Below are 19,029 nucleotides of genomic sequence, written 5' to 3'. Positions count from 1 at the left end.
GTGGCACAAGCAGGCAAGTATAGCCAAGCATGACAGTTTCAGCAGGACAACGCATTCAGCCAAACAAGCCATGCAAAAACCAGCGCGGCGCGGCATCTTCTCCGCTGCCGGCGATGCGTTCTCGGTAAACCCAGTAATGGGCGTGATCGAGTCCTTCGGCAATGAAATAATCGCGCGCCTGCGACTGCCCCCACCAGCCCGCTTCAATGCGTTCGGCGACGGACACCATTTTCAACGGCGAGCCATAAAACGGCCGGTGTTCGCGCATCAGGAGGGCGATGGGCTGGGCCAGCAGCCAGCCGGGACGGGGCATGCCGGACAAGCCGGGCGGCAAGTCCGGCTGCGCGTTTTGTGCGCCTGGCCTGGCCGGCAGCGGCAGCCACTGGTTGGCCGCCTCGGGGCGGTAATCGGCGCGCGGCGCCGCCTGCAAGACATTCTCGGCGCCAAGACGCGCCACCAGCAATTCCAGCAAGCGCTGGCGCTCCTGCGGCGTGCCGCCCGGCTCGGGAAACAGGGTGTCGCTGGGCGGCGCCATCGGCTGCACCTGCAGCGCTTCCAGGGTGAGGCCGATCACGGGCGCCTCCAGCACCAGCTGCGCCAGGCGCTCCTTGAGCAAGCGCAATAAATGCTCGTCGCGCCAGACGGCCTCGCCCAAGGCCAGGTCGATGACGGTGGGCGGGCGCGCCACCCTGCCCCGCTCGTGCGCCAGCAGCAATTGGATGCGTTCGACGGCGAATTGCCGCGCACACAGCCAGCCCGTCATTTGCTGCAGCAGGCGGCGCGCGCCGAACAGCAGCGCTTCCGCGTGCTCCACGCGGTCGAACAATTCCAGGCTGGCGCAAAACGTGGGCGGCGCTTCGAGCCACAGGTACAGTTCCGTGCCGTGGCCATGCGCATCGTCGAGCATGTCGAGCAAGGCCCCGCCGCAGCGGCGCTGCAAGCCGGGCCGCGGCAAATGGCGCAACTGCCCCAGGGTGCGGCAGCCGATGCCGTCCAGCCATTCCAGCCAGGGGCGCGCGGGCGGCAGCAAGGCGCATGGCAAGCCGTCGAGACGGCGCACCAGGCTCTCCATGCCCAGCACGCGGCCCCGGCGCGTCCCGGCGCGCGCCAGCAGCCAGGCGCCGCGCGCCGTGGGGGCGCACGACAGCTGGGCCGTGTAGCCCAGCGCGCGCAAGCTGGCCGCAATCTGCCGGCACAGGGCCCGCACGCCGCCGAACAGGCGCAGGCTGGCGCCCGCGTCGACGAGCAGGGTCGCTTCCTCGCCCTGCGCCACCAGCGGCGAATATTGCAGCAGCGCCAGCGCCACCGCTTGCAGCGCCTGCGCCTCCAGTGCCAAAGAGCGCTCGTGCAGGCGCGCCTGCGGCGCCAGCATCAGCGCGCCCGCGCGGCGCATGCCCGGCCGGATACCCGCCGCCCGCGCCAGCGGCGACACGGCCATCACTTGCTCCTGCTCCAGCACTACGCCGAGAAGGTCAGACGACCAGCGCGGGCAAAACACTTCGAGCGGGAGCCGGGGCAGGTACAGGCCGATCCAGAGTCGCATGGCGTAGCAGTAATGAAGGAGGTTGCAGGGGCAGGAACAGGGGCGCGTCGCGCTGCGGTCCCCGGCGCTTGATGAAGCCGATCTCGATGCCGCCGGCGGCCGGGCGCACGGACAGGCGCAGCGGCGCCGGCGACGCATCCTGCGCGCCATGCAAGGGGCGCAGCATGCAGAACAGGGTGTTGCCGGACTGCGCGGCCAGGTGCAGGCGGCGCAGGCTGTCGGCGCGCACGTGCGGCTGCCAGAACAGCAAGGCGCCGCACGTGCCGCTACGCAAGATGTTTTCCGCCGCCCACAGGGCATCCTTGCTGCCGGCGCTCTTCAGCCACAGCAGTTGCGACGGCGCCAGCCCCTGCGCGGCCAGGGCCAGCGCCTGCGGCGGGTGGGGCGGCTGCAGCAGCACGATGGGCAAGCCCGGCAGCTGCGCCAGCGCGGGCGCCAGCAGCCGCACTTCGCCGCTGCCCGGCTGCTGCACCAGCAGATCGATGAGGCTGCCGCAGGGCCAGCCGCCGCCGGGCAGCTGCGCGGACAGGGCGACAAAGCCCGTGTCCAGGCAGCGCGTGGCGCCCTGCCCAAGCTGCGATGCGCGCCACAGGGACGGGTGCAAGGCTTCCGGCGAGGCCATCAATTGGGAATGTTGCATAATTGAATATGAAGATGAATACTGTATGCATATACAGTACTATCCAGTCCCCCTTTTGGCAAGGCATATCTGCGCATCCCCATCCGGGGGCCGTCCCGCGACGTCCGAAAAACACCGTTTTTCACATCGATTGCTGTACCATAAGCACTCTCCTTACCGCTCGGCAATGCACCGGGCGGCTTCCTCCGTCCATAAGGAAACGCATTTGACCACCATCCAACTCATCAGCGCCATCGTCTTCGGCCTCGCGCTCATCCACACCTTCGCCGCCAAGTCGTTTGAAACATTATCGCGGCGCCATCCCCGCCATGCGGGCTTGCTGCATTTGCTGGGCGAAGTGGAAGTCGTGTTCGGCTTCTGGGCCTTCATTTTGATCATCATCATGGCCTTTGTCTCGGGCGGCGATGCGGCCATCGAGTATGCCGAGTCGCGCCATTACACGGAGCCGCTGTTCGTCTTTGTCGTCATGGTCGTGGCCGCCTCGCGCCCCGTGCTCGACGCCGTGCAGCGCCTGTTGAAAGGCGTGGCGCGCGTGATGCCGCTGCGCACGGAACTGGCCCTCGTCTGGCTGGGCCTGGCGCTCGTGCCCCTGACGGGCTCCCTGATCACGGAACCGGCCGCGATGACCCTGGCCGCGCTGATGCTGGCGCCGCAAATCTTCCGCCCGGGCATCCCTGAATGGCTGAAATACGGCGCGCTGGGTGTGCTCTTCGTCAACGTTTCCATCGGCGGCACCCTCACCTCGTACGCGGCGCCGCCCGTGCTGATGGTGGCCACCACGTGGAACTGGGACAGCGCCTACATGGCCACCCATTTCGGCTGGAAGGCCGCCATCGCCGTGCTGGTCAACGCCACGGGCGTGAGCATATTGCTGCGCAAATATCTGCATAGCAACACCTCCGACATCAAGCCGAAGGCCGGTGAAGTGGAAGCGCCGAAAGTGCCGCTGGCCGTCAGCCTGGTGCACATGATCGTGCTGGCCGGCGTCGTCACCCTGGCGCACCATCCCGTGCTGTTCATCGGCCTGTTCCTGTTCTTCCTCGGCTTCGTGCAGGCGTATGAGCGCTATCAAAGCCCGCTGATCCTCAAGGAAGGCTTGCTGGTCGGCTTCTTCCTGGGCGGCCTGGTGGTGCTGGGCGGCATGCAGCAATGGTGGCTGCAGCCCATCGTTTCGAGCCTGAAACCGCTGGCCCTGTTCTTCGGCGCCCTGGGCTTGACGGCGATTACCGACAATGCGGCCCTCACCTACCTCGGTTCGCTGATCGTCGGCATGACGGACGAAGCGAAATACATGCTGATGGCCGGCGCCGTGGCCGGCGGCGGCCTGACCGTCATCGCCAATGCGCCGAACCCGGCCGGCGTGGCCCTGCTGCGCCGCGGCTTCAAGGATGAATCGATCGGCGCCGTCGGCCTGCTGGCGGGCGCCCTGCTGCCGACGGCCGTGGCGGGCCTGGCCTTCCTGGCCCTGTAAGACACTACACGGGGCGGCTGCCGGCCGCCCCTGTTCTCCCTCGTTCTCCCTCCTCAGTTACCTTCCTCAGTTTCCTTCATACACGAGGAAATGCAGCCGGTCATAGAACAGGCTGTAGGCATAGTCGAACGTGCCCACGCTGCGAAAACCCTTGTGCAGATACACTTGCAGCGCTTCGCTCTTTTCCCACACCGTCAAGGTGATGCGCGCGCAGCCCTTGCGGCTGGACAGGTCGCGGATTTCGTGGAACATCTGCCTGAATAAACCCTGGCCCCGGTATTTTTCGTCGATGGCCAAGCTGCTGACGAAACAGTCGTCGGCGCGCGCATGCGCGAGCACGAAGGCGTCATACGCATCGTCGAGCGCCTTCATGTCATCTCGGTAATACGAGACGGCGCCGCAAGCCTGGAACTCGTCCATCGTCGCGGCCGTAAAGAAGCCGATGAAACGCCCGTCCTCGTCATGCAGGCCGTGGATGTGCGCCAGGTAGGGGTCGATGTTCTGCCGCCGCTGCAATTCGACGAACTGCAGATTGAGTTTATTGCCGAACGAACAATATTCCAGGTAACTGGTGGCAAACAGCAATTTGGCCATGCGGTTCTTCGCCTCGTCGCCCAGCAGTTCTCCCGGCACCAGCGTGAGCGGCGCATGCGACAGCAGGCCCGCCTGAGCCTGAACTTCGTCACTTGGCGGGAGGGCATCGCCGGCGGTTGGCATGCGGCTGCCGTGGCGGCCCACGGTGGGGCGCCAGAAGTTGCCGCCGGCAATATGCTGCGAACGATGGGCCAGCAGGTAGCGGCAAAAAACGTCATTCACGCGATCGAGCTGCGGATCGTCCGACAGCACCGAGTAATAGTGAAAATGCTCGATGTCCGCCCGCAATTGGGCAGCATACGCCATGCGCGGCACTTCCTCGATATCGAACACGTCGACGATATTGGGCAAGATCAAAGGATCGTCGAGTTGCCAGCCGATTTCGTCGAGCCGCGCCACGCAGCGCGCATACGCGCGCCGTTCCTCGTCGCTCAAGGGGATGTGCATGTCGGTAATGATATCGTCCAGCAGGCGCATGCCGCGGATGCCACCCGCCACCGCTTCCCGCGCGCCGTCATACAGCACGCAATAGCGCTGGTAAAACTCGGCATGGCTGAGCAGGGTCACGCCCAGGTTTTTCTTCCATTCGGCATAAAACTGGCCGAACAGCCGCGCCTCGAATTGTGGGCAGGAACGGGGAATCTGCTGGTCGATATCCGCATACGCGCGGTTCACATTGCGCTGGATCACACGCAGCGCCGCATCGTTCTTCTTGGCGATCAGCATGCCCGTTTCATCGAGAAACAAATTCATCCAACTGACATGCCGGCGCTCTTCGCTGTCATCATCCTTGCGCTGGAAATAATCGGGCACTTCCGGCTTCATCAGGAAAATCGTCGCCGGATTGTGCGGGATCGTATCGACATCCATATACAGGCCGCCGTATTCGCACATGATGAGGATGCGGAAATAATCGGACAAGGTGGCGAAATAGCGCTGCGTATGCAGGGTATCGAGGATATCGAAGCGGGCCGGCGCGAAGTCCAGCGCCAGCGCGCGCAGCGAATTGATATGCAGGGTCGTGCCGCCGATGTCGTAGCGGCCTATCGTGTAGCGCCCGGCGCCGCCCGTGGGGCTGAAGCGCTCGTCATCGCGCAGTTGCTGCGCGTCCCACACCCACAGGATGGAAACATACGGCGCGCCGCCGTTGCAGCGCACGTCGTCGAGCGCCGCGCCCCACTGCTGGATCGCCTCGCAGGCGATGGCCGGCAAGGGTCCGCCCATCCAGATGCGGTGCAGGTAGCGCTCGTCCTCGCCGAGCGCGCGCGTGGGAATGCAGCTGAGCGAGGAACAGCTTGCCGCATTGAAATGGTTGAAGTTCAGGGCGACGAAGCTGCGCAGGGCCGCGATGCCCGCCTGGTGCTCCGCGGCCAATTGCTCCAGGTTGCTGCCAGCCGGCCTGACATCGGCCAGGGTGATGTAATCGAGTTTCAGCCGGTTGATGCGAAACTCGTATTCCAGGTTGAAAATCTTTGCTTGATCGTGTTTCGAGGCCAGGTCATCTATTTTCATGGGCGCACCATTTTCCGCAGGAGAGTGTCAATAAACGTCGCAGGAGATAAAACAAGGTCGACAACATGCGCATCGTTGCGCCATCAGTGCCGGGCGAGCAGCACCTCGCTTTCCCGGCGCCCCGCCATGCCCCGTGTAAACAGCAGCAGGCAGGCCGTGATGACCACGATGACGGGGATATTCAGCAGCGCATACGTTTCCAGCGCATAGCCGAAGCGCTGGCACAGCACGTTGTACAGCTGCAGCCAGGCGGACAGATAAATGCAGTACAGCAAGCTCATGGCGGCCGTCGTCAAGGTCATCGATTCCTTGCTGGCCGTGAGCGCGCTGCGGATCAGGGCGCCGTTGAACAGGCCGAAACCGATGGAATAGACAAACATGCAGGCCGCAAACACGTCGACGTGGTGGCGGCCCGCGCCGGCGCCCAGCATGCCGGCGGCCGCGATCAGCCCGCCCAGGCGCAACAGGGACACGAGGGGGAAATCCTGGCGCAGGCGCTGGATGGCGATGCTGCTGAGCACAAAGCCGGACAAGATCACGCATTGCAGGGCGATATACGTGGCGTAGGAGGCGCCCATTTCCTGCAGCACGAAGAGGGGTGAAAAGCCGATCCAGGCCGTCAGGGGCACGGTGGCCAGCCCGGCCGTGAACATGCCGAACATGAAGCGCCGGTTGCTGAAAATGGCGCCATAGCTGCGCGCGATGGCAGCCAGGTCCAGCCGAGCGACCGGCGCCGGCGTGCGCGGCATGGTCTTGAACAGGCCCAGCAAGGACAGCAGCGCCAGCAGGCCGGAGAGGAAAAACACGTAGCGCCAGTCCAGCCGGCTGATGATGGCGCTGCCGAGGATGGGACCGGCCAGGGGCGCGAGAATGGTGGTGCTCGACAGAATGCTGCTCAGCTTGACGGCCGCCATGTCGTCGAACAGTTCATGGATCATGGCATAGCCGACGAAGATGAAGCAGCAGCCCATGCCCTGGATGAAACGCGCGACGAGAAATTGCTCGATCGAAGCGGTCAATGGCACCGCCAGGGTGGCCAGCAGGAACAAGGTATTGCCGGTCAACACGAGCTTGCGCTTGCCGATGGCGTCGGCCAGGGGCCCCAGGAATATCTGCAGGGAACTGCCGCCCAGCAGATACAGGCTCAGGGACAAGGGGACGAATTTCGCCTCCGCCTGGAACTCGCCGACGATGCCCAGCATGGCCGGCATGATCATGTCGTTCGACAGATAGATATTCAGTTCAAAGACGAGGAAAAACGCAAAAAACCACAGCAACTGCTTGGACTTGATGGACATGGCGCGTTCCGTAACGTGGGTGGCTGCCGTCAGTGCGTACCGGCTGTCGGGGCATGGGACGGCGGACACGGCTTCACTGAAAACGTGTACCAATTGTATACCAGTTAGTATTTTTAGCGCCTGTTTTTGTGATTTTTAAATACCGCAGCAATACCACTTTAGAAAAATCCCTGCTGCTGCAGCATTGAAAATCGGCACCGGAAAGGGCGCGGCCAGCGCGCCGGCGCGCGGCAGCGGTCCTGCGGGAGAAAGGAAAGCGATGCGTACCAGTGCCTGCGCACCGTTGCGGCGCGCGGCACGGCAGCTTATCGGCGGCGGTGGCTGGCGAAGAAATCGAGCAGCATCTTGCTGGCGTCGGGCTTGGCCTTGTCGTTGAACGGCAGGCTGGCGTCGCCGCCGCTCCAGGCGTGCTCGAGGTGCTCGACCTGTGCCACGCGCAGCAGCACCTGCTTGCCCACCTGATAATCGTGCAGCCCATACGCATGGGCCGGATTGCGCCCGCCCGCCGCGCCGCCAGGCAGGCGCTGCGCCGTCACCACGGTATCGACCGGCAAGCGGTTGACGCGCACGCTCTGGCGCACCAGCTGCGTCTGGTTAATGGGCCGCACCACCTTGTCGGCCAGCCCTTGCAGCAGGATGGTGGGCAGGCGGGGAAACGCGGGCTGGCGCGCCAGCACTTCATCGATGGCCGCGTCGGCGCGGGCGGCCGCGCCATGCTGCATCACGCCCAGCGCGCCGATCAGGTTATGCCCGGCGCCAAACACGGGCCCGGAATGCAGGCCCAGCGCGGCGAACAGCTGCGGATGGTTCAGGGCCACGATATGCGCCATGCCGGCGCCGGCGGAAATGCCGCAGATATAGATGCGCGCGCGGTCGATCGCATAGCGGGCCGCCACCTGCTCGATGGCGCCGACGATCAGGCGCACGTCGCCGCCGCCGTCCTGCGTCAGCTTGTCGTACCACTTCCAGCAGCGGCGCGCATGCGAGCGCAGCGATTGCTGCGGATACAGCACGGCATAGCCCTTGCGCTCGGCCAGGCGGTTCATGCGCGTGCCTTCGGCAAACTGCGTGGCGCTCTGCTCGCAGCCGTGCAGCATCACCAGCAGCGGCCGGCCCCGGCTGCGCATGGCGGCGCTCGGCGCCTTCTCGGGCAGGTACAGGAAATATGGCAGGCGCCGGCCCGGCAACTGCCCCAGTTCCGGCAACGGCGCATAGTGGGCGGCCAGCCACTTGCCCGGCGGGGGCGCCGTTCGCTTGCGCACGCGCGGTGGCGACAGGGGCGTGGCGAAGGGCGCCAGGGCGGGCAACGCGTCGCTGGCGGGCCTGGCGCGCGGCTTGTGGCTCGCCTGCGTGGTCTTGGCCACGACCTTGCTGCGGGCTTTGGCCTTGGGCTTGGCCGGCACGGGCCCGAACAGCACCTTGGCCAGCTTGCTGGCCGTGCGCTGCTGCGCCTTACCGGCGCGCAGCAGCCCGCGCAGCCATTTGGTGGCGGGCTTTACCATGGCAAGCGGCGCGCATGGCGTGGTGGAGCGTACCGCAAGTTCATCCCACTGCATCGTTGCATCGTCAGCATGTGCGGCCTCCTCCGTAGAATGCATAGAGTACCGCAATTGTCTGGCAACACCGTACGTTTGCACACGGATAAAAGTGCCGCTAGCACGATTGAGGCAGATCAAGCGCGACCTCGTGCGCATGCTTAATCTGGATGTTCGATCCGCACTTCACCAGAGGAGAGAACACCATGAGCTATCTGGACCGCGACATCCTGGGCATGTACCGCAACCACGACGGCCCGGGGCCGGCACTGATGGGGGCAGATACCCTGCTCGGCGACGATGTCTACAATCACAACGACGAGGAGCTGGGCGACATCAAGGAAATCATGCTCGACATGCGCACGGGCCAGATCGCCTATGCCGTGCTGTCCTTCGGCGGCATCCTGGGCATGGGCGACAAGCTGTTTGCCGTGCCCTGGGAACGCCTGACCCTGGACACCGTCAACAAGCGCTTCCTGCTCAACGTGGACAAAGACTTGCTGAAAGACGCCCCCGGCTTCGACAAGAACAACTGGCCCGACATGGGCAGCGAAGCGTGGAACCAGCAGATGGAAGCCTTCTATGGCAGCGGCACGCGCTACGGCAGCGGCGCCATGGCAGGCAGCCGCATGCCATCGGGCAGCGACCTGCGCGGCAGCGCCAGCCTGCAATCGGGCAGCGAAGGCAGCATGTCCGGCACCTCCATGAGCGGCAGCCGCGCCGGCACGGGCAGCAGCCAGGGTGGCTCGCGCTCATCGCTCGGCGATGATGAGCAGGATCAACGCCGGCCGGACTAGCGGTAAAACCGCGTCATGCGGCCTACGCGTGGGCCGAAGGCAAAAAAACCTAGCGCTGCATGGACTCCCATACCTTTTGCAGGCGCTTGGCCGAAACAGGCATCGGCGTGCGCAATTCCTGCGCGAACAGCGACACGCGCAGCTCTTCCAGCATCCAGCGGAAGTCGACCAGTTTCGGGTCCGTGTTCTTGCCAGCCTGGCGGTCCTTGGCCTGGCGCAAATACGGCGCGGCCGCCGATTGCCACTCGGCCATCAACTTGGTGTCGCGCGCTGGGTCGGCGCGCAGCTTTTCCAGGCGCACATTGATCGCTTTTAAGTAACGGGGGAAGTGCGCCAGCTGCGTGTACTCGTTTTCCGTCAGGAAACGCTTATGCACGAGTCCCTGCAGCTGCGACTGGATATCGGTGGCCGCCGCCGCAGGAATATTCTGCAGGCGCTTGGGCAAGCCGTGGAATTCCGTCAGCACTTGCGACAGCAAACGGGCGATTTCATTGACCAGCAAGACCAGGCGCGACTTGCCTTCCGCCTGGCGCTTGGCGAACGAGGCGGCGTCCAGCGGCAGCGGATCTTGCAGGCAAGCAATATCGAGCGCCTTGTTGATGATTTGCTCGCGCAACTCTTCCTGCGAACCGAGGGCCATGAATTGCATGCCCATCTGCTGCAAACCGGGGATGCTTTTCTCGACGTACTTGATCTGTTCCTTCATTTGCAGCGCGAACAGGCGGCGCAACCCCACCTTGTGCGTGCGGGCGGCCACCGTCGGGTCGTCGAACACTTCCAGGTCGCAATGCGTGCCCTTGTCGACCAGCGCGGGGAAGCCGATCAGGGTCAGCTTGCCTTGCACGATTTCGAGCAACTCCGGCAATTCGCCAAAGGTCCAGCCCGTCAAGCCCATGTGCTGCGAAACGGTGGCATTGCCTGATGCCGGCGCCGCAGCAGCGGCTGCGCCCTTGGCCGGCGCGCCGCCCTTGCCAGCGGCAGCAGCGGCACCCTGCGCTTGCGCCTGCAGCCGCGACGCCACTTGCGCGCCCGCCACCTTGGCACCGGGCGTGCCCGTGCCGGACACGCCCGACACTTCGGCCAGTTTCTGGAAACTCTGGCGCGCCTGGCCGCCGAATTCCGCTTGCAAAGTGGCCAGGTTGCGGCCCATGTCCAGCTGGCGGCCGTGCTCGTCGATCACCTTGAAATTCATGAAGTGATGGGCAGGCAAGGTTTCCGGCTTGAAATCCGTCGTCAGCACATTGATCGTGATCTGCGTGCGGATGTCGAGGATGATGGCGTCTACAAGATCGCCGCGGCCGAACACGCCAGCCTCGTGCACGCGCTCGCAGAATTTCGCCGCATAGTCGGGCAGCGGCACGCAGTGGCGGCGCAGCTTTTGCGGCAGCGATTTGAGCAGCAGATGCACTTTTTCCTTCAGCATGCCCGGCACCAGCCATTCGCAGCGTTCGCGCGGCAACTGGTTCAGCGCATACAGGGGTACCGACAACGTCACGCCATCGCGCACGCTGCCCGGCTCGAAGTGGTACGTGAGGCCCATTTCCAGGCCCGTCACGGACATGGTTTTCGGGAACAGGTCGGTGGTCACGCCGGCCGCCTCGTGGCGCATCAGCTCTTCGCGGTTCAGGTACAGCAGCTTCGGGTTGTCGCGTATGGCCTCTTTATGCCATTTCTCGAAACCGGCGCCATTGCACACGTCCGCCGGCAGCAGCTTGTCGTAGAAGGCGGCGATCAGTTCATCGTCGACCAGCACGTCCAGGCGGCGCGATTTGTGCTCGAGGTTTTCGATGTCCTTGATCAGTTTATGATTGTGCGCAAAGAATGGCGCGCGCGTGTCGAAGTCGCCGCCCACGAGCGCATCGCGGATGAAGATTTCGCGCGCTTCCGGCAAGTTGAAATTGCCGTAATTGATGCGCCGCTGGCTGTACACCACCAGGCCATAAAGAGTAGCCCGTTCGGACGCCGTCACCTGCGCCGAGCGTTTTTCCCAGCGCGGCTCGCCCCACGATTTCTTCAGCAGGTGCTCGCCCACCTTTTCCAGCCACTCGGGCTGGATCTGCGCCACGCAGCGCGCGTACAGGCGCGTCGTGTCGACCAGTTCGGCCGCCATGATCCACTTGCCCGGCTTTTTCAGCAGCGAGGAACCAGGCCAGATATGGAACTTGATGCCGCGCGCGCCCAGGTAGCCCGCGCCCGGCTCGTCCTCGCCCTTGAAGCCGATATTGCCCAGCAAGCCGGTCAGCAAGGCCATGTGCAGATTATCATAGGTGGCCGGTGCTTCGTTCAGGCGCCAGCCCTGTTCCTTGACGATGGTCAACAACTGCGAGTGCACGTCGCGCCATTCGCGCAAGCGCATCTGCGACAGGAAATTCGTGCGGCAATTGTCTTGCAACTGGCGGTTGGTTTTCTTGTGCTCGATGGCGGACTCGAACCAACGCCAGATTTTCAGATAGCTGAGGAATTCCGATTTTTCGTCGGCAAATTTCTTGTGCGCCTCGTCGGCCGCCTGCTGGTGTTCCATCGGGCGGTCGCGCGGGTCTTGCACGGACAGGGCCGAGGCGACGATCAGCACTTCCGTCAGGCAGGCGTTGTCGAGCGCGGCCAGGATCATGCGGCCCACGCGCGGGTCCAGCGGCAGCTTGGCCAGCTTGTTGCCCAGCGGCGTGAGTTTATTGACTTCATCGACGGCGCCCAGTTCTTGCAGCAGTTGATAGCCGTCGGCCACCGCGCGCGCCAGCGGCGGCTCGATGAAGGGGAAGGTTTCCACGTCCGTCAGGTGCAATGACTTCATGCGCAGGATGACGGCCGCCAGCGAGGAGCGCAGGATTTCCGGTTCCGTGAATTTCGGGCGCAGCAGATAATCCTGCTCTTCGTACAGGCGGATGCAGACGCCGTCGGCCACGCGGCCGCAACGCCCGGCGCGCTGGTTGGCGGCCGACTGGGCGATCGGCTCGACTTGCAGCTGCTCGACCTTGTTGCGGTAGCTGTAACGCTTCACCCGCGCCAGGCCCGCGTCGACCACGTAGCGGATGCCGGGCACCGTCAGCGACGTTTCCGCCACGTTGGTGGCCAGCACGATGCGGCGCGCATTACTGGTTTTAAACACGCGCTCCTGCTCTTCGGCCGACAGGCGGGCGAACAGGGGTAAAATTTCCACGTGCGGCGGGTGGTGCTTGCGCAGCGCTTCGGCGCAGTCGCGGATTTCGCGCTCGCCCGGCAAGAACACCAGCACGTCGCCCGAGCCGATGCGGCACAGCTCTTCCACGCCATCGACGACGGCATCCATCAAGTCGCGCTTTTCGCGCGCGGCGGCCGTCCTCTGCCCCGGCTTGTCGGCGCCGCTACTACCCGCGCCGGCACCCGGCATGGCCACCTGTTCGCGCTCCACGGGACGGTAGCGCACTTCCACCTGGTACAGGCGGCCCGACACTTCGATCACGGGCGCCGGCTTTTCCGGCGTGCCGAAATGGCGCGCGAAGCGTTCCGCGTCGATGGTCGCCGAGGTGATGATGATTTTCAGGTCGGGCCGGCGCGGCAGCAGCTGTTTCAGGTAACCGAGCAGGAAGTCGATGTTCAGGCTGCGTTCGTGCGCTTCATCGATGATGATGGTGTCGTAATTTTTCAACAACGGGTCGGTCTGCGTCTCGGCCAGCAAGATACCGTCCGTCATCAGCTTGACGGACGCGCCCTTCGTCAAGGTGTCGGCAAAGCGCACCTTGAAACCCACGGTTTCGCCCAGCGGCGTGCCCAGTTCCTGCGCGATGCGCTTGGCCGTCGACGAGGCGGCGATACGGCGCGGCTGCGTGTGGCCGATCAAGCCCTTCTGTCCGCGTCCCAGTTCCAGGCAAATCTTCGGCAATTGGGTCGTCTTGCCGGAACCCGTCTCGCCCGAGACGATGATCACCTGGTTTTCCATCAAGGCCTTGGCGATTTCTTCGCGCCGGCCCGAGACGGGCAAGTCTTCCGGATACGTGATCGGTGGCAGCGGGTTGCGGAAAGCCTTTTCCGCCTCGCGCGCGGCGCGGGCCGCATCGCGGGCTTCGCGGCTTTCCTGCCCCTCGCGCGGCGGACGCGCGGCCTGGGGCTTGCCCTCTCCCGATCGCTGCTGCTGTTGCTGTTTCTGCTGTTCCGCGCGCGGCGCTTGCTGCCGTTGCTGGCTCACGGGCGGGCGTGGGCGGCCCTGCGCAGGCGTGGAGGCAGACGCGGAAACATCCCCGCTGGCGGGCACATTTGCAACGGTGGAAGGAGGGGAAGACTTATTGCTGGCTGAAGACATTGTTTTTTACAGGTATTTTAAGCGCGCACATCGCGCAGCGAATTATAATGCGCTTAATGGAAAACCCTACCCAATTCGTCCAATGGCTGCGCTCAGTCGCGCCCTACATCCACGCCTTTCGCGGCAAGACCTTCGTGGTCGCCTTCCCCGGTGAACTCGTCAGCGCCGGGGCGCTGCAGGTGCTGGCCCATGATTTGTCCCTGCTGCATGCGCTGGACATCAATGTCACCGTCGTCTACGGCTCGCGGCCGCAGGTGGCGGAACAACTGGCCCTGCGTAACGTCGAAGGCCGCTTCCACAACGGCGTGCGCATCACGGATATTGCCGCGCTGGAATGCGCGAAGGAAGCCGCCGGCGAGCTGCGCCTCGATATCGAGGCCGCGTTCAGCCAGGGCTTGCCGAACACGCCCATGTCGCATGCGGCCATCCGTATCATTTCCGGCAACTTCATCACGGCGCGCCCGCTGGGCGTGATCGATGGCGTGGACCTGGAACTGACGGGCATCACGCGCAAGGTCGACGCCGAAACCATCCATTCCATCCTCGGTTCGGACGGCCTGGTGCTGCTGTCGCCGCTGGGTTTCTCGCCCACGGGCGAAGCGTTCAACCTGACCATGGAAGACGTGGCCTGCAGCGCCGCCATCGCCCTGCACGCGGACAAGCTGATTTTCATCACGGAAACACCGATGATGGAAGACGCGACGGGCGTGGAAATCCGCGAACTGTCATCGCACCAGGCCGAAGCCGTGCTGATGGCGGGCTTCTTGCCCGATGCCACGGCGTTTTATTTGAAACATTGCGTCAAAGCATGCCACAACGGCGTCGAGCGCTCGCACATCGTGCCGTTCTCGATGGATGGTTCCGCCCTGCTGGAATTGTTTACCCATGATGGCGTGGGCACCATGATCAGCCATGAAAACCTGGAAAGCTTGCGCCAGGCCACCATCGAAGACGTGGGCGGCATCATCAAACTGATCGAACCGCTGGAAGCGGACGGCACTTTGGTGAAGCGGGGCCGCGAGCTGATCGAGCGCGAAATCGATTATTTCTCCGTCATCGAACATGACGGCGTGATCTTCGGCTGCGCCGCCCTGTACCCGTTCCCCGCGCAAAAGATGGCAGAAATGGCATGTTTGACGGTCAACCCGGAAGTGCAAGCCCAGGGCGACGGCGAACGCATCCTGAAACACATGGAAAACCGCGCGCGCGCCGCCGGCCTGAACAAGCTGTTCGTGCTGACCACGCGCACCTCGCACTGGTTCAAGAAACGGGGCTTCGTGCCGGCCACGGTCGACGATTTGCCTAAGGACCGCCAGCATATGTATAACTGGCAACGTAAATCCCAGGTTCTCATCAAGACACTGTAAAACTGAAAAAGCCCGGCATGCCGGGCTTTTTCTTTACTGAAACATCATTACTTGATGTTCAGCGGGGCAAACGACTTGACCAGGTCGTCGAGCGCCTTCAATTGCGCCAGGAACGGCTCCAGCTGGTCCAGCGGCAAGGCGCTGGGACCGTCGCAGCGGGCGTTGTCGGGATCGGGGTGGGCTTCCAGGAACAAACCGGCGATGCCGACAGCCAGGCCGGCGCGAGCCAGATCCGCCACTTGCTGGCGGCGGCCGCCCGAAGCGGCGCCGCCGGGGTCGCGTTGCTGCAGCGCATGCGTGACGTCGAAGATGATCGGCAAGTCGTCGCACGTCTTCTTCATGACGCCAAAGCCCAGCATGTCGACCACCAGGTTGTCGTAGCCGAGGCAGGTGCCGCGGTCGCAAAGGATCAGTTGATCGTTGCCCGCTTCCTTGAATTTCTCGACGATATTGGCCATCTGCCCAGGGCTGAGGAATTGCGGCTTCTTGATGTTGATCACTTTACCGGTTTTCGCCAGGGCCACGACGAGGTCCGTCTGGCGCGCCAGGAAGGCGGGCAATTGCAGCACGTCCACCACTTCGGCCACTTGCTGCGCCTGCCATGGTTCATGCACGTCGGTAATCACGGGCACGCCGAACGCCGCCTTCACGTCCTGGAAGATGCGCATGCCTTCTTCCAGGCCCGGACCGCGGTAGGAATGGATCGATGAACGGTTGGCCTTGTCGAAACTGGCCTTGAACACATATGGAATGCCCAGTTTTTGCGTGACGCGCACGTATTCTTCGCAAGCGCGCATGGCGAGATCGCGCGATTCGAGCACGTTGATGCCGCCAAACAGCGCAAAGCTGCCTGTATTGCTGACATCGATGCCATGGACTTTCACTGAGGTCATAGGGATTCCATATTGGTTAATTATTACTACTTGGTTGGAAGAGGCGCCGCCAGCGGCTGGCGCGATAAGGCATCTTACTAGCTAGGGCGGCGCAGATCAAATTTGATCCAGCGCAAGGGCGCGGCAAACGGCTTGTCGCCAGGCCGCGACGGCCCCGCGAGGGCAGGCGCAAAGTGCCTTATAATCACGCTTTATCTCTACACTGATTCAGGAGCACAGATGGCCCGCACGATCCACTGCATCAAACTCAACAAGGAAGCCGAAGGACTGGATTTCCCGCCGTACCCGGGCGAACTGGGCAAGAAGATTTACGAATCCGTGTCGAAGGAAGCGTGGGCTGCCTGGCTCAAGCACCAGACCATGCTGGTCAATGAAAACCGCCTGAACCTGGCCGACGCGCGCGCCCGCAAATACCTGGCCACGCAGATGGAAAAGCATTTCTTCGGCGATGGCGCCGATGCAGCCATGGGTTACGTTCCACCTACGGAATAAGCTGTATCGCTTGCCCGTGACCATGTCACGGGCAGTTACGCCTTCGTTTCACGCCTTTCCCTGCCGTTTCACGGCACCGCCTCCCCGTTTCGTCGCAAGCCGCTCGCCGCCCACGCCGCCGGCTGGCACAGTACGTCCATCGACAACCTCACACCAAGGCGGACACCATGTTGCAGCAAATCTTCAGCCACACTCCCCTCTACGTCTGGGCCATCCTGGGCTTTCTCGTCTACCGCGGCGTGCTGGCCAGCCGAGCCCGCGAAGTGACCTTGCGCAAGCTGTGCATCATTCCCCTGGTCATGCTGGCCCTGTCGCTGAGCGGCGTGCATGGCAGTTTCGGCTTGGCCGGCGTGGCGCCGTTCGCCTGGGTCGCCGGCGCCCTGGCCGGCGCGGTGCTGGCATGGTCGCTGACCAAGACAGACACCATCGTGGCCATTCCCGAACGGGGCAGCGTGCAGCGCCCCGGCAGCTGGGTACCCATGATCTTGATGATGAGCATTTTCTGCATGAAATATGCGGTCGCCGTGACCCTGGCCATCGCCCCCGCCTATGCCCATGCGACCAGCTTCATCGTACCTGTCTGCCTCGCCTATGGCTGCTTCAGCGGCATCTTCCTCGGCGGCTTGCTGCGCACCGTGGCCGTGTACCGCCAGGCACACATGACAAGCGGCCCGCAAGGGGCCGCCGTTTAACACATCTATGCCGGCGAACGCCGGCTATCATCTTAGTACGCCAGGGTACGCACGCCTTCCGGCATGCCCAGCAGGCAAACGTTGGCGCTGCGCACGGCGAACAGGCCGACGGCGATGACGCCGACGATCTGGTTGATCTGCTGTTCCAGCGCCACCGGGTCGGCAATTTTCAAGCCCAGCACGTCGATGATCTCGCCGCCGTTATCCGTAATGAACGCTTCGGTGGTGCCTGCCTTCAGGCGCAGGCGGGGCGTGCCGCCCAGCGCGGCCAGCTGGCGCGACACGGCAGCGCGCGCCATCGGCACCACTTCCACCGGCAGCGGGAAGGCGCCCAGGGTTTCCACCAGCTTGGAGCCGTCGGCGATGCAGACGAACTGTTTGGATACGGAAGCAACGATCTTTTCACGCGTCAATGCCGCGCCGCCGCCCTTGATCATGGCGCCGCTGGCCGTGATTTCATCGGCGCCGTCGATGTAGACGGCGATCGACTCGACATCGTTCAAGTCGAAGACGGGAATGCCATGGCCGGCCAGGCGCGCGGCCGTCGCTTCGGACGACGCGACCGTGCCTTTGATGCTGTCCTTGATCTTGGCCAGTTCATCGATGAAGAAATTGGCGGTGGAACCGGTGCCGACGCCGATGATTTCACCTTTTACTACGTAGTCGATGGCGGCGCGGGCTACGGCTTGCTTCAATTCGTCTTGGGTCATGGCATTCAGGCTAAAGTGAGGAATGGCGCTATTTTAACGGATTGCCAGCCCGGCCAGCCGGCCATCATGACCGACAAGGCGCCGCGATACAACAGGCAAGCGCGAAAACCTTGCCCTAAGGCAATTGCGCGTCCATTTACACTCTATGCCCTTTAAAATATGCGAAAATGGCACGATTGACCGATATGACGTTTCAGGAATAGCACATGAATCACAGTAAACAGGTACTTGTTGTCGATGACAGCCGGGTTTCACGTTTGATGTCGCATCAGTTCATCCTCAGCAAACATGCCGACTGGCAAGTGATTGAGGCGGCGACGGGTGAGGAAGCCCTGGAAAAAGTCAAGACCGCCACCCCTGTGCTGATACTACTGGATGTCAACATGCCCGGCATGGGCGGCATCGCGGCGGCGGAACAATTGCGCGCGCTGTGCCCGCAGACGCACATCATTCTCGTCACGGCCAATGTGCAGAACGCCACCCGCAACCGCGCCAGCGAACTGGGCGTCGGCTTCATGGAAAAACCGATCACGGAAACGCGCATCCACCAGCTGATCGAATCACTGGGACTGTGAGCATGGTCAATCTTTCCGAACTCGAGAATGATGCCCTGGTAGAGATATTCAACATCGGGGTGGGCCATGCGGCGGCGGCCATGAGCGAGATCGTGAATGAAGAAGTCACCATGTCGGTGCCGTCGATCACCTTCCTGAACCGTGCCGACGCGGCCGCCTTGCTGGGCAGCAAGAAGGATGGCGAACGCATCTGCGGCGTCAGCCAGCATTACGATGGCGCTTTCGCCACCGAAGCCATCCTGATGTTTCCCGAGGACAAGAGCCTGGAAATCGTGCGCCTGATGGTGGGCGACGCCATGCCGCTGCAGGAACTGACGGAGATGGAACAGGAGGCGATGAGCGAGATCGGCAACATCATCCTCAACTCCTGCGTCGGAACCCTGGCCAACCTGTTCGACAGCGAACTGCATGGCTCGCTGCCCCTGTACCACGTGGGCACCAGTGCGGAAATCCTGTCCTCGTTCGGCGGCCAGGATGACGAAGCCGTCGTGCTGATGCTGCATATCGACTTCGTGCTGTCCAAGCACCAGATCCATGGCTATGTGGCCTTCGTGCTCGACCTGTCCGCCCTGCACGACCTGAAACAGCAGGTCAGCCGCTACCTGGCCAAGGTCCTGGGACAGGCGTGACGATC

Annotated in this window: 15 protein-coding genes; 7 read left to right on the top strand and 8 right to left on the bottom strand. The window is 63.4% G+C overall.

The genetic code is table 11. From position 1 onward, the window contains the following. Nucleotides 1–55: 55 nt before the first annotated feature. Both OX459_RS04460 and imuA read right to left on the bottom strand, forming a co-directional pair. Nucleotides 56–1,543 carry a DNA polymerase Y family protein gene (locus OX459_RS04460; protein ID WP_289903975.1) on the bottom strand — a complete coding sequence of 496 codons (1,488 nt, stop codon included), beginning with the start codon at nt 1,541–1,543 and terminating at the stop codon, nt 56–58. Then, nucleotides 1,473–2,183: a translesion DNA synthesis-associated protein ImuA gene (imuA, locus tag OX459_RS04455; RefSeq protein WP_289903974.1), complete on the bottom strand. Its 711-nt coding sequence runs from the start codon at nt 2,181–2,183 to the stop codon at nt 1,473–1,475. The genes OX459_RS04460 and imuA overlap by 71 nt, the downstream gene beginning before the upstream one ends. A 205-nt stretch (nt 2,184–2,388) precedes the next feature. Between imuA and OX459_RS04450 the strand changes: the two genes are divergently transcribed. After that, nucleotides 2,389–3,654 carry a putative Na+/H+ antiporter gene (locus tag OX459_RS04450; protein ID WP_099666919.1) on the top strand — a complete coding sequence of 422 codons (1,266 nt, stop codon included), beginning with the start codon at nt 2,389–2,391 and terminating at the stop codon, nt 3,652–3,654. Between the two features lie 66 nt (nt 3,655–3,720). On the opposite strand, the gene OX459_RS04445 is transcribed toward OX459_RS04450, so the two are convergent. The 3 genes from OX459_RS04445 to OX459_RS04435 form a co-directional block, all read right to left on the bottom strand. Further along, nucleotides 3,721–5,760 carry a GNAT family N-acetyltransferase gene (locus tag OX459_RS04445; RefSeq protein ID WP_289903973.1) on the bottom strand — a complete coding sequence of 680 codons (2,040 nt, stop codon included), beginning with the start codon at nt 5,758–5,760 and terminating at the stop codon, nt 3,721–3,723. Between the two features lie 83 nt (nt 5,761–5,843). Continuing rightward, complete coding sequence (locus tag OX459_RS04440) at nt 5,844–7,058, bottom strand: MFS transporter (protein WP_289903972.1); 1,215 nt, start codon at nt 7,056–7,058, stop codon at nt 5,844–5,846. Nucleotides 7,059–7,363: 305 nt separating this feature from the next. Then, nucleotides 7,364–8,560: a PHB depolymerase family esterase gene (locus tag OX459_RS04435; RefSeq protein ID WP_289903971.1), complete on the bottom strand. Its 1,197-nt coding sequence runs from the start codon at nt 8,558–8,560 to the stop codon at nt 7,364–7,366. 239 nt (nt 8,561–8,799) lie between these two features. On the opposite strand from OX459_RS04435, the gene OX459_RS04430 reads away from it, so the two are divergent. Further along, on the top strand, nt 8,800–9,390 hold the full coding sequence (locus OX459_RS04430; protein ID WP_289903970.1) for a PRC-barrel domain-containing protein: 591 nt from the start codon (nt 8,800–8,802) through the stop codon (nt 9,388–9,390). 49 nt (nt 9,391–9,439) lie between these two features. On the opposite strand, the gene hrpA is transcribed toward OX459_RS04430, so the two are convergent. Continuing rightward, on the bottom strand, nt 9,440–13,666 hold the full coding sequence (gene hrpA / locus OX459_RS04425; protein ID WP_289903969.1) for an ATP-dependent RNA helicase HrpA: 4,227 nt from the start codon (nt 13,664–13,666) through the stop codon (nt 9,440–9,442). Nucleotides 13,667–13,722: 56 nt separating this feature from the next. Between hrpA and argA the strand changes: the two genes are divergently transcribed. Continuing rightward, nucleotides 13,723–15,033 (top strand): amino-acid N-acetyltransferase, encoded by a 1,311-nt coding sequence (argA, locus tag OX459_RS04420; RefSeq protein WP_046685875.1) that lies wholly within the window; start codon nt 13,723–13,725, stop codon nt 15,031–15,033. 47 nt (nt 15,034–15,080) lie between these two features. On the opposite strand, the gene kdsA is transcribed toward argA, so the two are convergent. Continuing rightward, a complete protein-coding gene (gene kdsA, locus OX459_RS04415; RefSeq protein WP_034750794.1) occupies nt 15,081–15,926 on the bottom strand; it encodes a 3-deoxy-8-phosphooctulonate synthase in 846 nt (281 codons plus the stop codon). Between the two features lie 219 nt (nt 15,927–16,145). Between kdsA and OX459_RS04410 the strand changes: the two genes are divergently transcribed. Both OX459_RS04410 and OX459_RS04405 read left to right on the top strand, forming a co-directional pair. Further along, complete coding sequence (locus OX459_RS04410; RefSeq protein WP_034750797.1) at nt 16,146–16,418, top strand: oxidative damage protection protein; 273 nt, start codon at nt 16,146–16,148, stop codon at nt 16,416–16,418. Nucleotides 16,419–16,540: 122 nt separating this feature from the next. After that, the gene (locus OX459_RS04405) at nt 16,541–17,110 is read left to right on the top strand and encodes a DUF6622 family protein (protein ID WP_354669657.1); all 570 of its coding nucleotides are present in this window, start codon (nt 16,541–16,543) and stop codon (nt 17,108–17,110) included. 32 nt (nt 17,111–17,142) lie between these two features. Here the strand turns inward: OX459_RS04405 and rpiA are convergent, their stop codons facing one another. Beyond that, complete coding sequence (gene rpiA, locus OX459_RS04400) at nt 17,143–17,820, bottom strand: ribose-5-phosphate isomerase RpiA (RefSeq protein ID WP_289903967.1); 678 nt, start codon at nt 17,818–17,820, stop codon at nt 17,143–17,145. Between the two features lie 206 nt (nt 17,821–18,026). On the opposite strand from rpiA, the gene OX459_RS04395 reads away from it, so the two are divergent. Continuing rightward, a complete protein-coding gene (locus OX459_RS04395; protein ID WP_077407710.1) occupies nt 18,027–18,395 on the top strand; it encodes a response regulator in 369 nt (122 codons plus the stop codon). Nucleotides 18,396–18,397: 2 nt separating this feature from the next. Then, nucleotides 18,398–19,024 carry a chemotaxis protein CheC gene (locus OX459_RS04390; protein ID WP_034786994.1) on the top strand — a complete coding sequence of 209 codons (627 nt, stop codon included), beginning with the start codon at nt 18,398–18,400 and terminating at the stop codon, nt 19,022–19,024. Nucleotides 19,025–19,029: the final 5 nt, after the last annotated feature.

The sequence above is a fragment of the Janthinobacterium sp. SUN026 genome, from assembly GCF_030397625.1.
Taxonomy (GTDB): domain Bacteria; phylum Pseudomonadota; class Gammaproteobacteria; order Burkholderiales; family Burkholderiaceae_D; genus Janthinobacterium; species Janthinobacterium kumbetense.
The sequence above is the reverse complement of the archived record's forward strand: the minus strand, read 5'-3'. Positions and strand labels throughout refer to the sequence as shown.

What these genes read in the sequence shown, in the direction of transcription:
- OX459_RS04460 (WP_289903975.1), bottom strand. Translation starts at nt 1,543, where the DNA reads ATGCGACTCTGGATCGGCCTGTACCTGCCCCGGCTCCCGCTCGAAGTG.
- imuA (WP_289903974.1), bottom strand. Translation starts at nt 2,183, where the DNA reads ATGCAACATTCCCAATTGATGGCCTCGCCGGAAGCCTTGCACCCGTCC.
- OX459_RS04445 (WP_289903973.1), bottom strand. Translation starts at nt 5,760, where the DNA reads ATGAAAATAGATGACCTGGCCTCGAAACACGATCAAGCAAAGATTTTC.
- OX459_RS04440 (WP_289903972.1), bottom strand. Translation starts at nt 7,058, where the DNA reads ATGTCCATCAAGTCCAAGCAGTTGCTGTGGTTTTTTGCGTTTTTCCTC.
- OX459_RS04435 (WP_289903971.1), bottom strand. Translation starts at nt 8,560, where the DNA reads ATGGTAAAGCCCGCCACCAAATGGCTGCGCGGGCTGCTGCGCGCCGGT.
- OX459_RS04430 (WP_289903970.1), top strand. Translation starts at nt 8,800, where the DNA reads ATGAGCTATCTGGACCGCGACATCCTGGGCATGTACCGCAACCACGAC.
- hrpA (WP_289903969.1), bottom strand. Translation starts at nt 13,666, where the DNA reads ATGTCTTCAGCCAGCAATAAGTCTTCCCCTCCTTCCACCGTTGCAAAT.
- argA (WP_046685875.1), top strand. Translation starts at nt 13,723, where the DNA reads ATGGAAAACCCTACCCAATTCGTCCAATGGCTGCGCTCAGTCGCGCCC.
- kdsA (WP_034750794.1), bottom strand. Translation starts at nt 15,926, where the DNA reads ATGACCTCAGTGAAAGTCCATGGCATCGATGTCAGCAATACAGGCAGC.
- OX459_RS04410 (WP_034750797.1), top strand. Translation starts at nt 16,146, where the DNA reads ATGGCCCGCACGATCCACTGCATCAAACTCAACAAGGAAGCCGAAGGA.
- rpiA (WP_289903967.1), bottom strand. Translation starts at nt 17,820, where the DNA reads ATGACCCAAGACGAATTGAAGCAAGCCGTAGCCCGCGCCGCCATCGAC.
- OX459_RS04395 (WP_077407710.1), top strand. Translation starts at nt 18,027, where the DNA reads ATGAATCACAGTAAACAGGTACTTGTTGTCGATGACAGCCGGGTTTCA.
- OX459_RS04390 (WP_034786994.1), top strand. Translation starts at nt 18,398, where the DNA reads ATGGTCAATCTTTCCGAACTCGAGAATGATGCCCTGGTAGAGATATTC.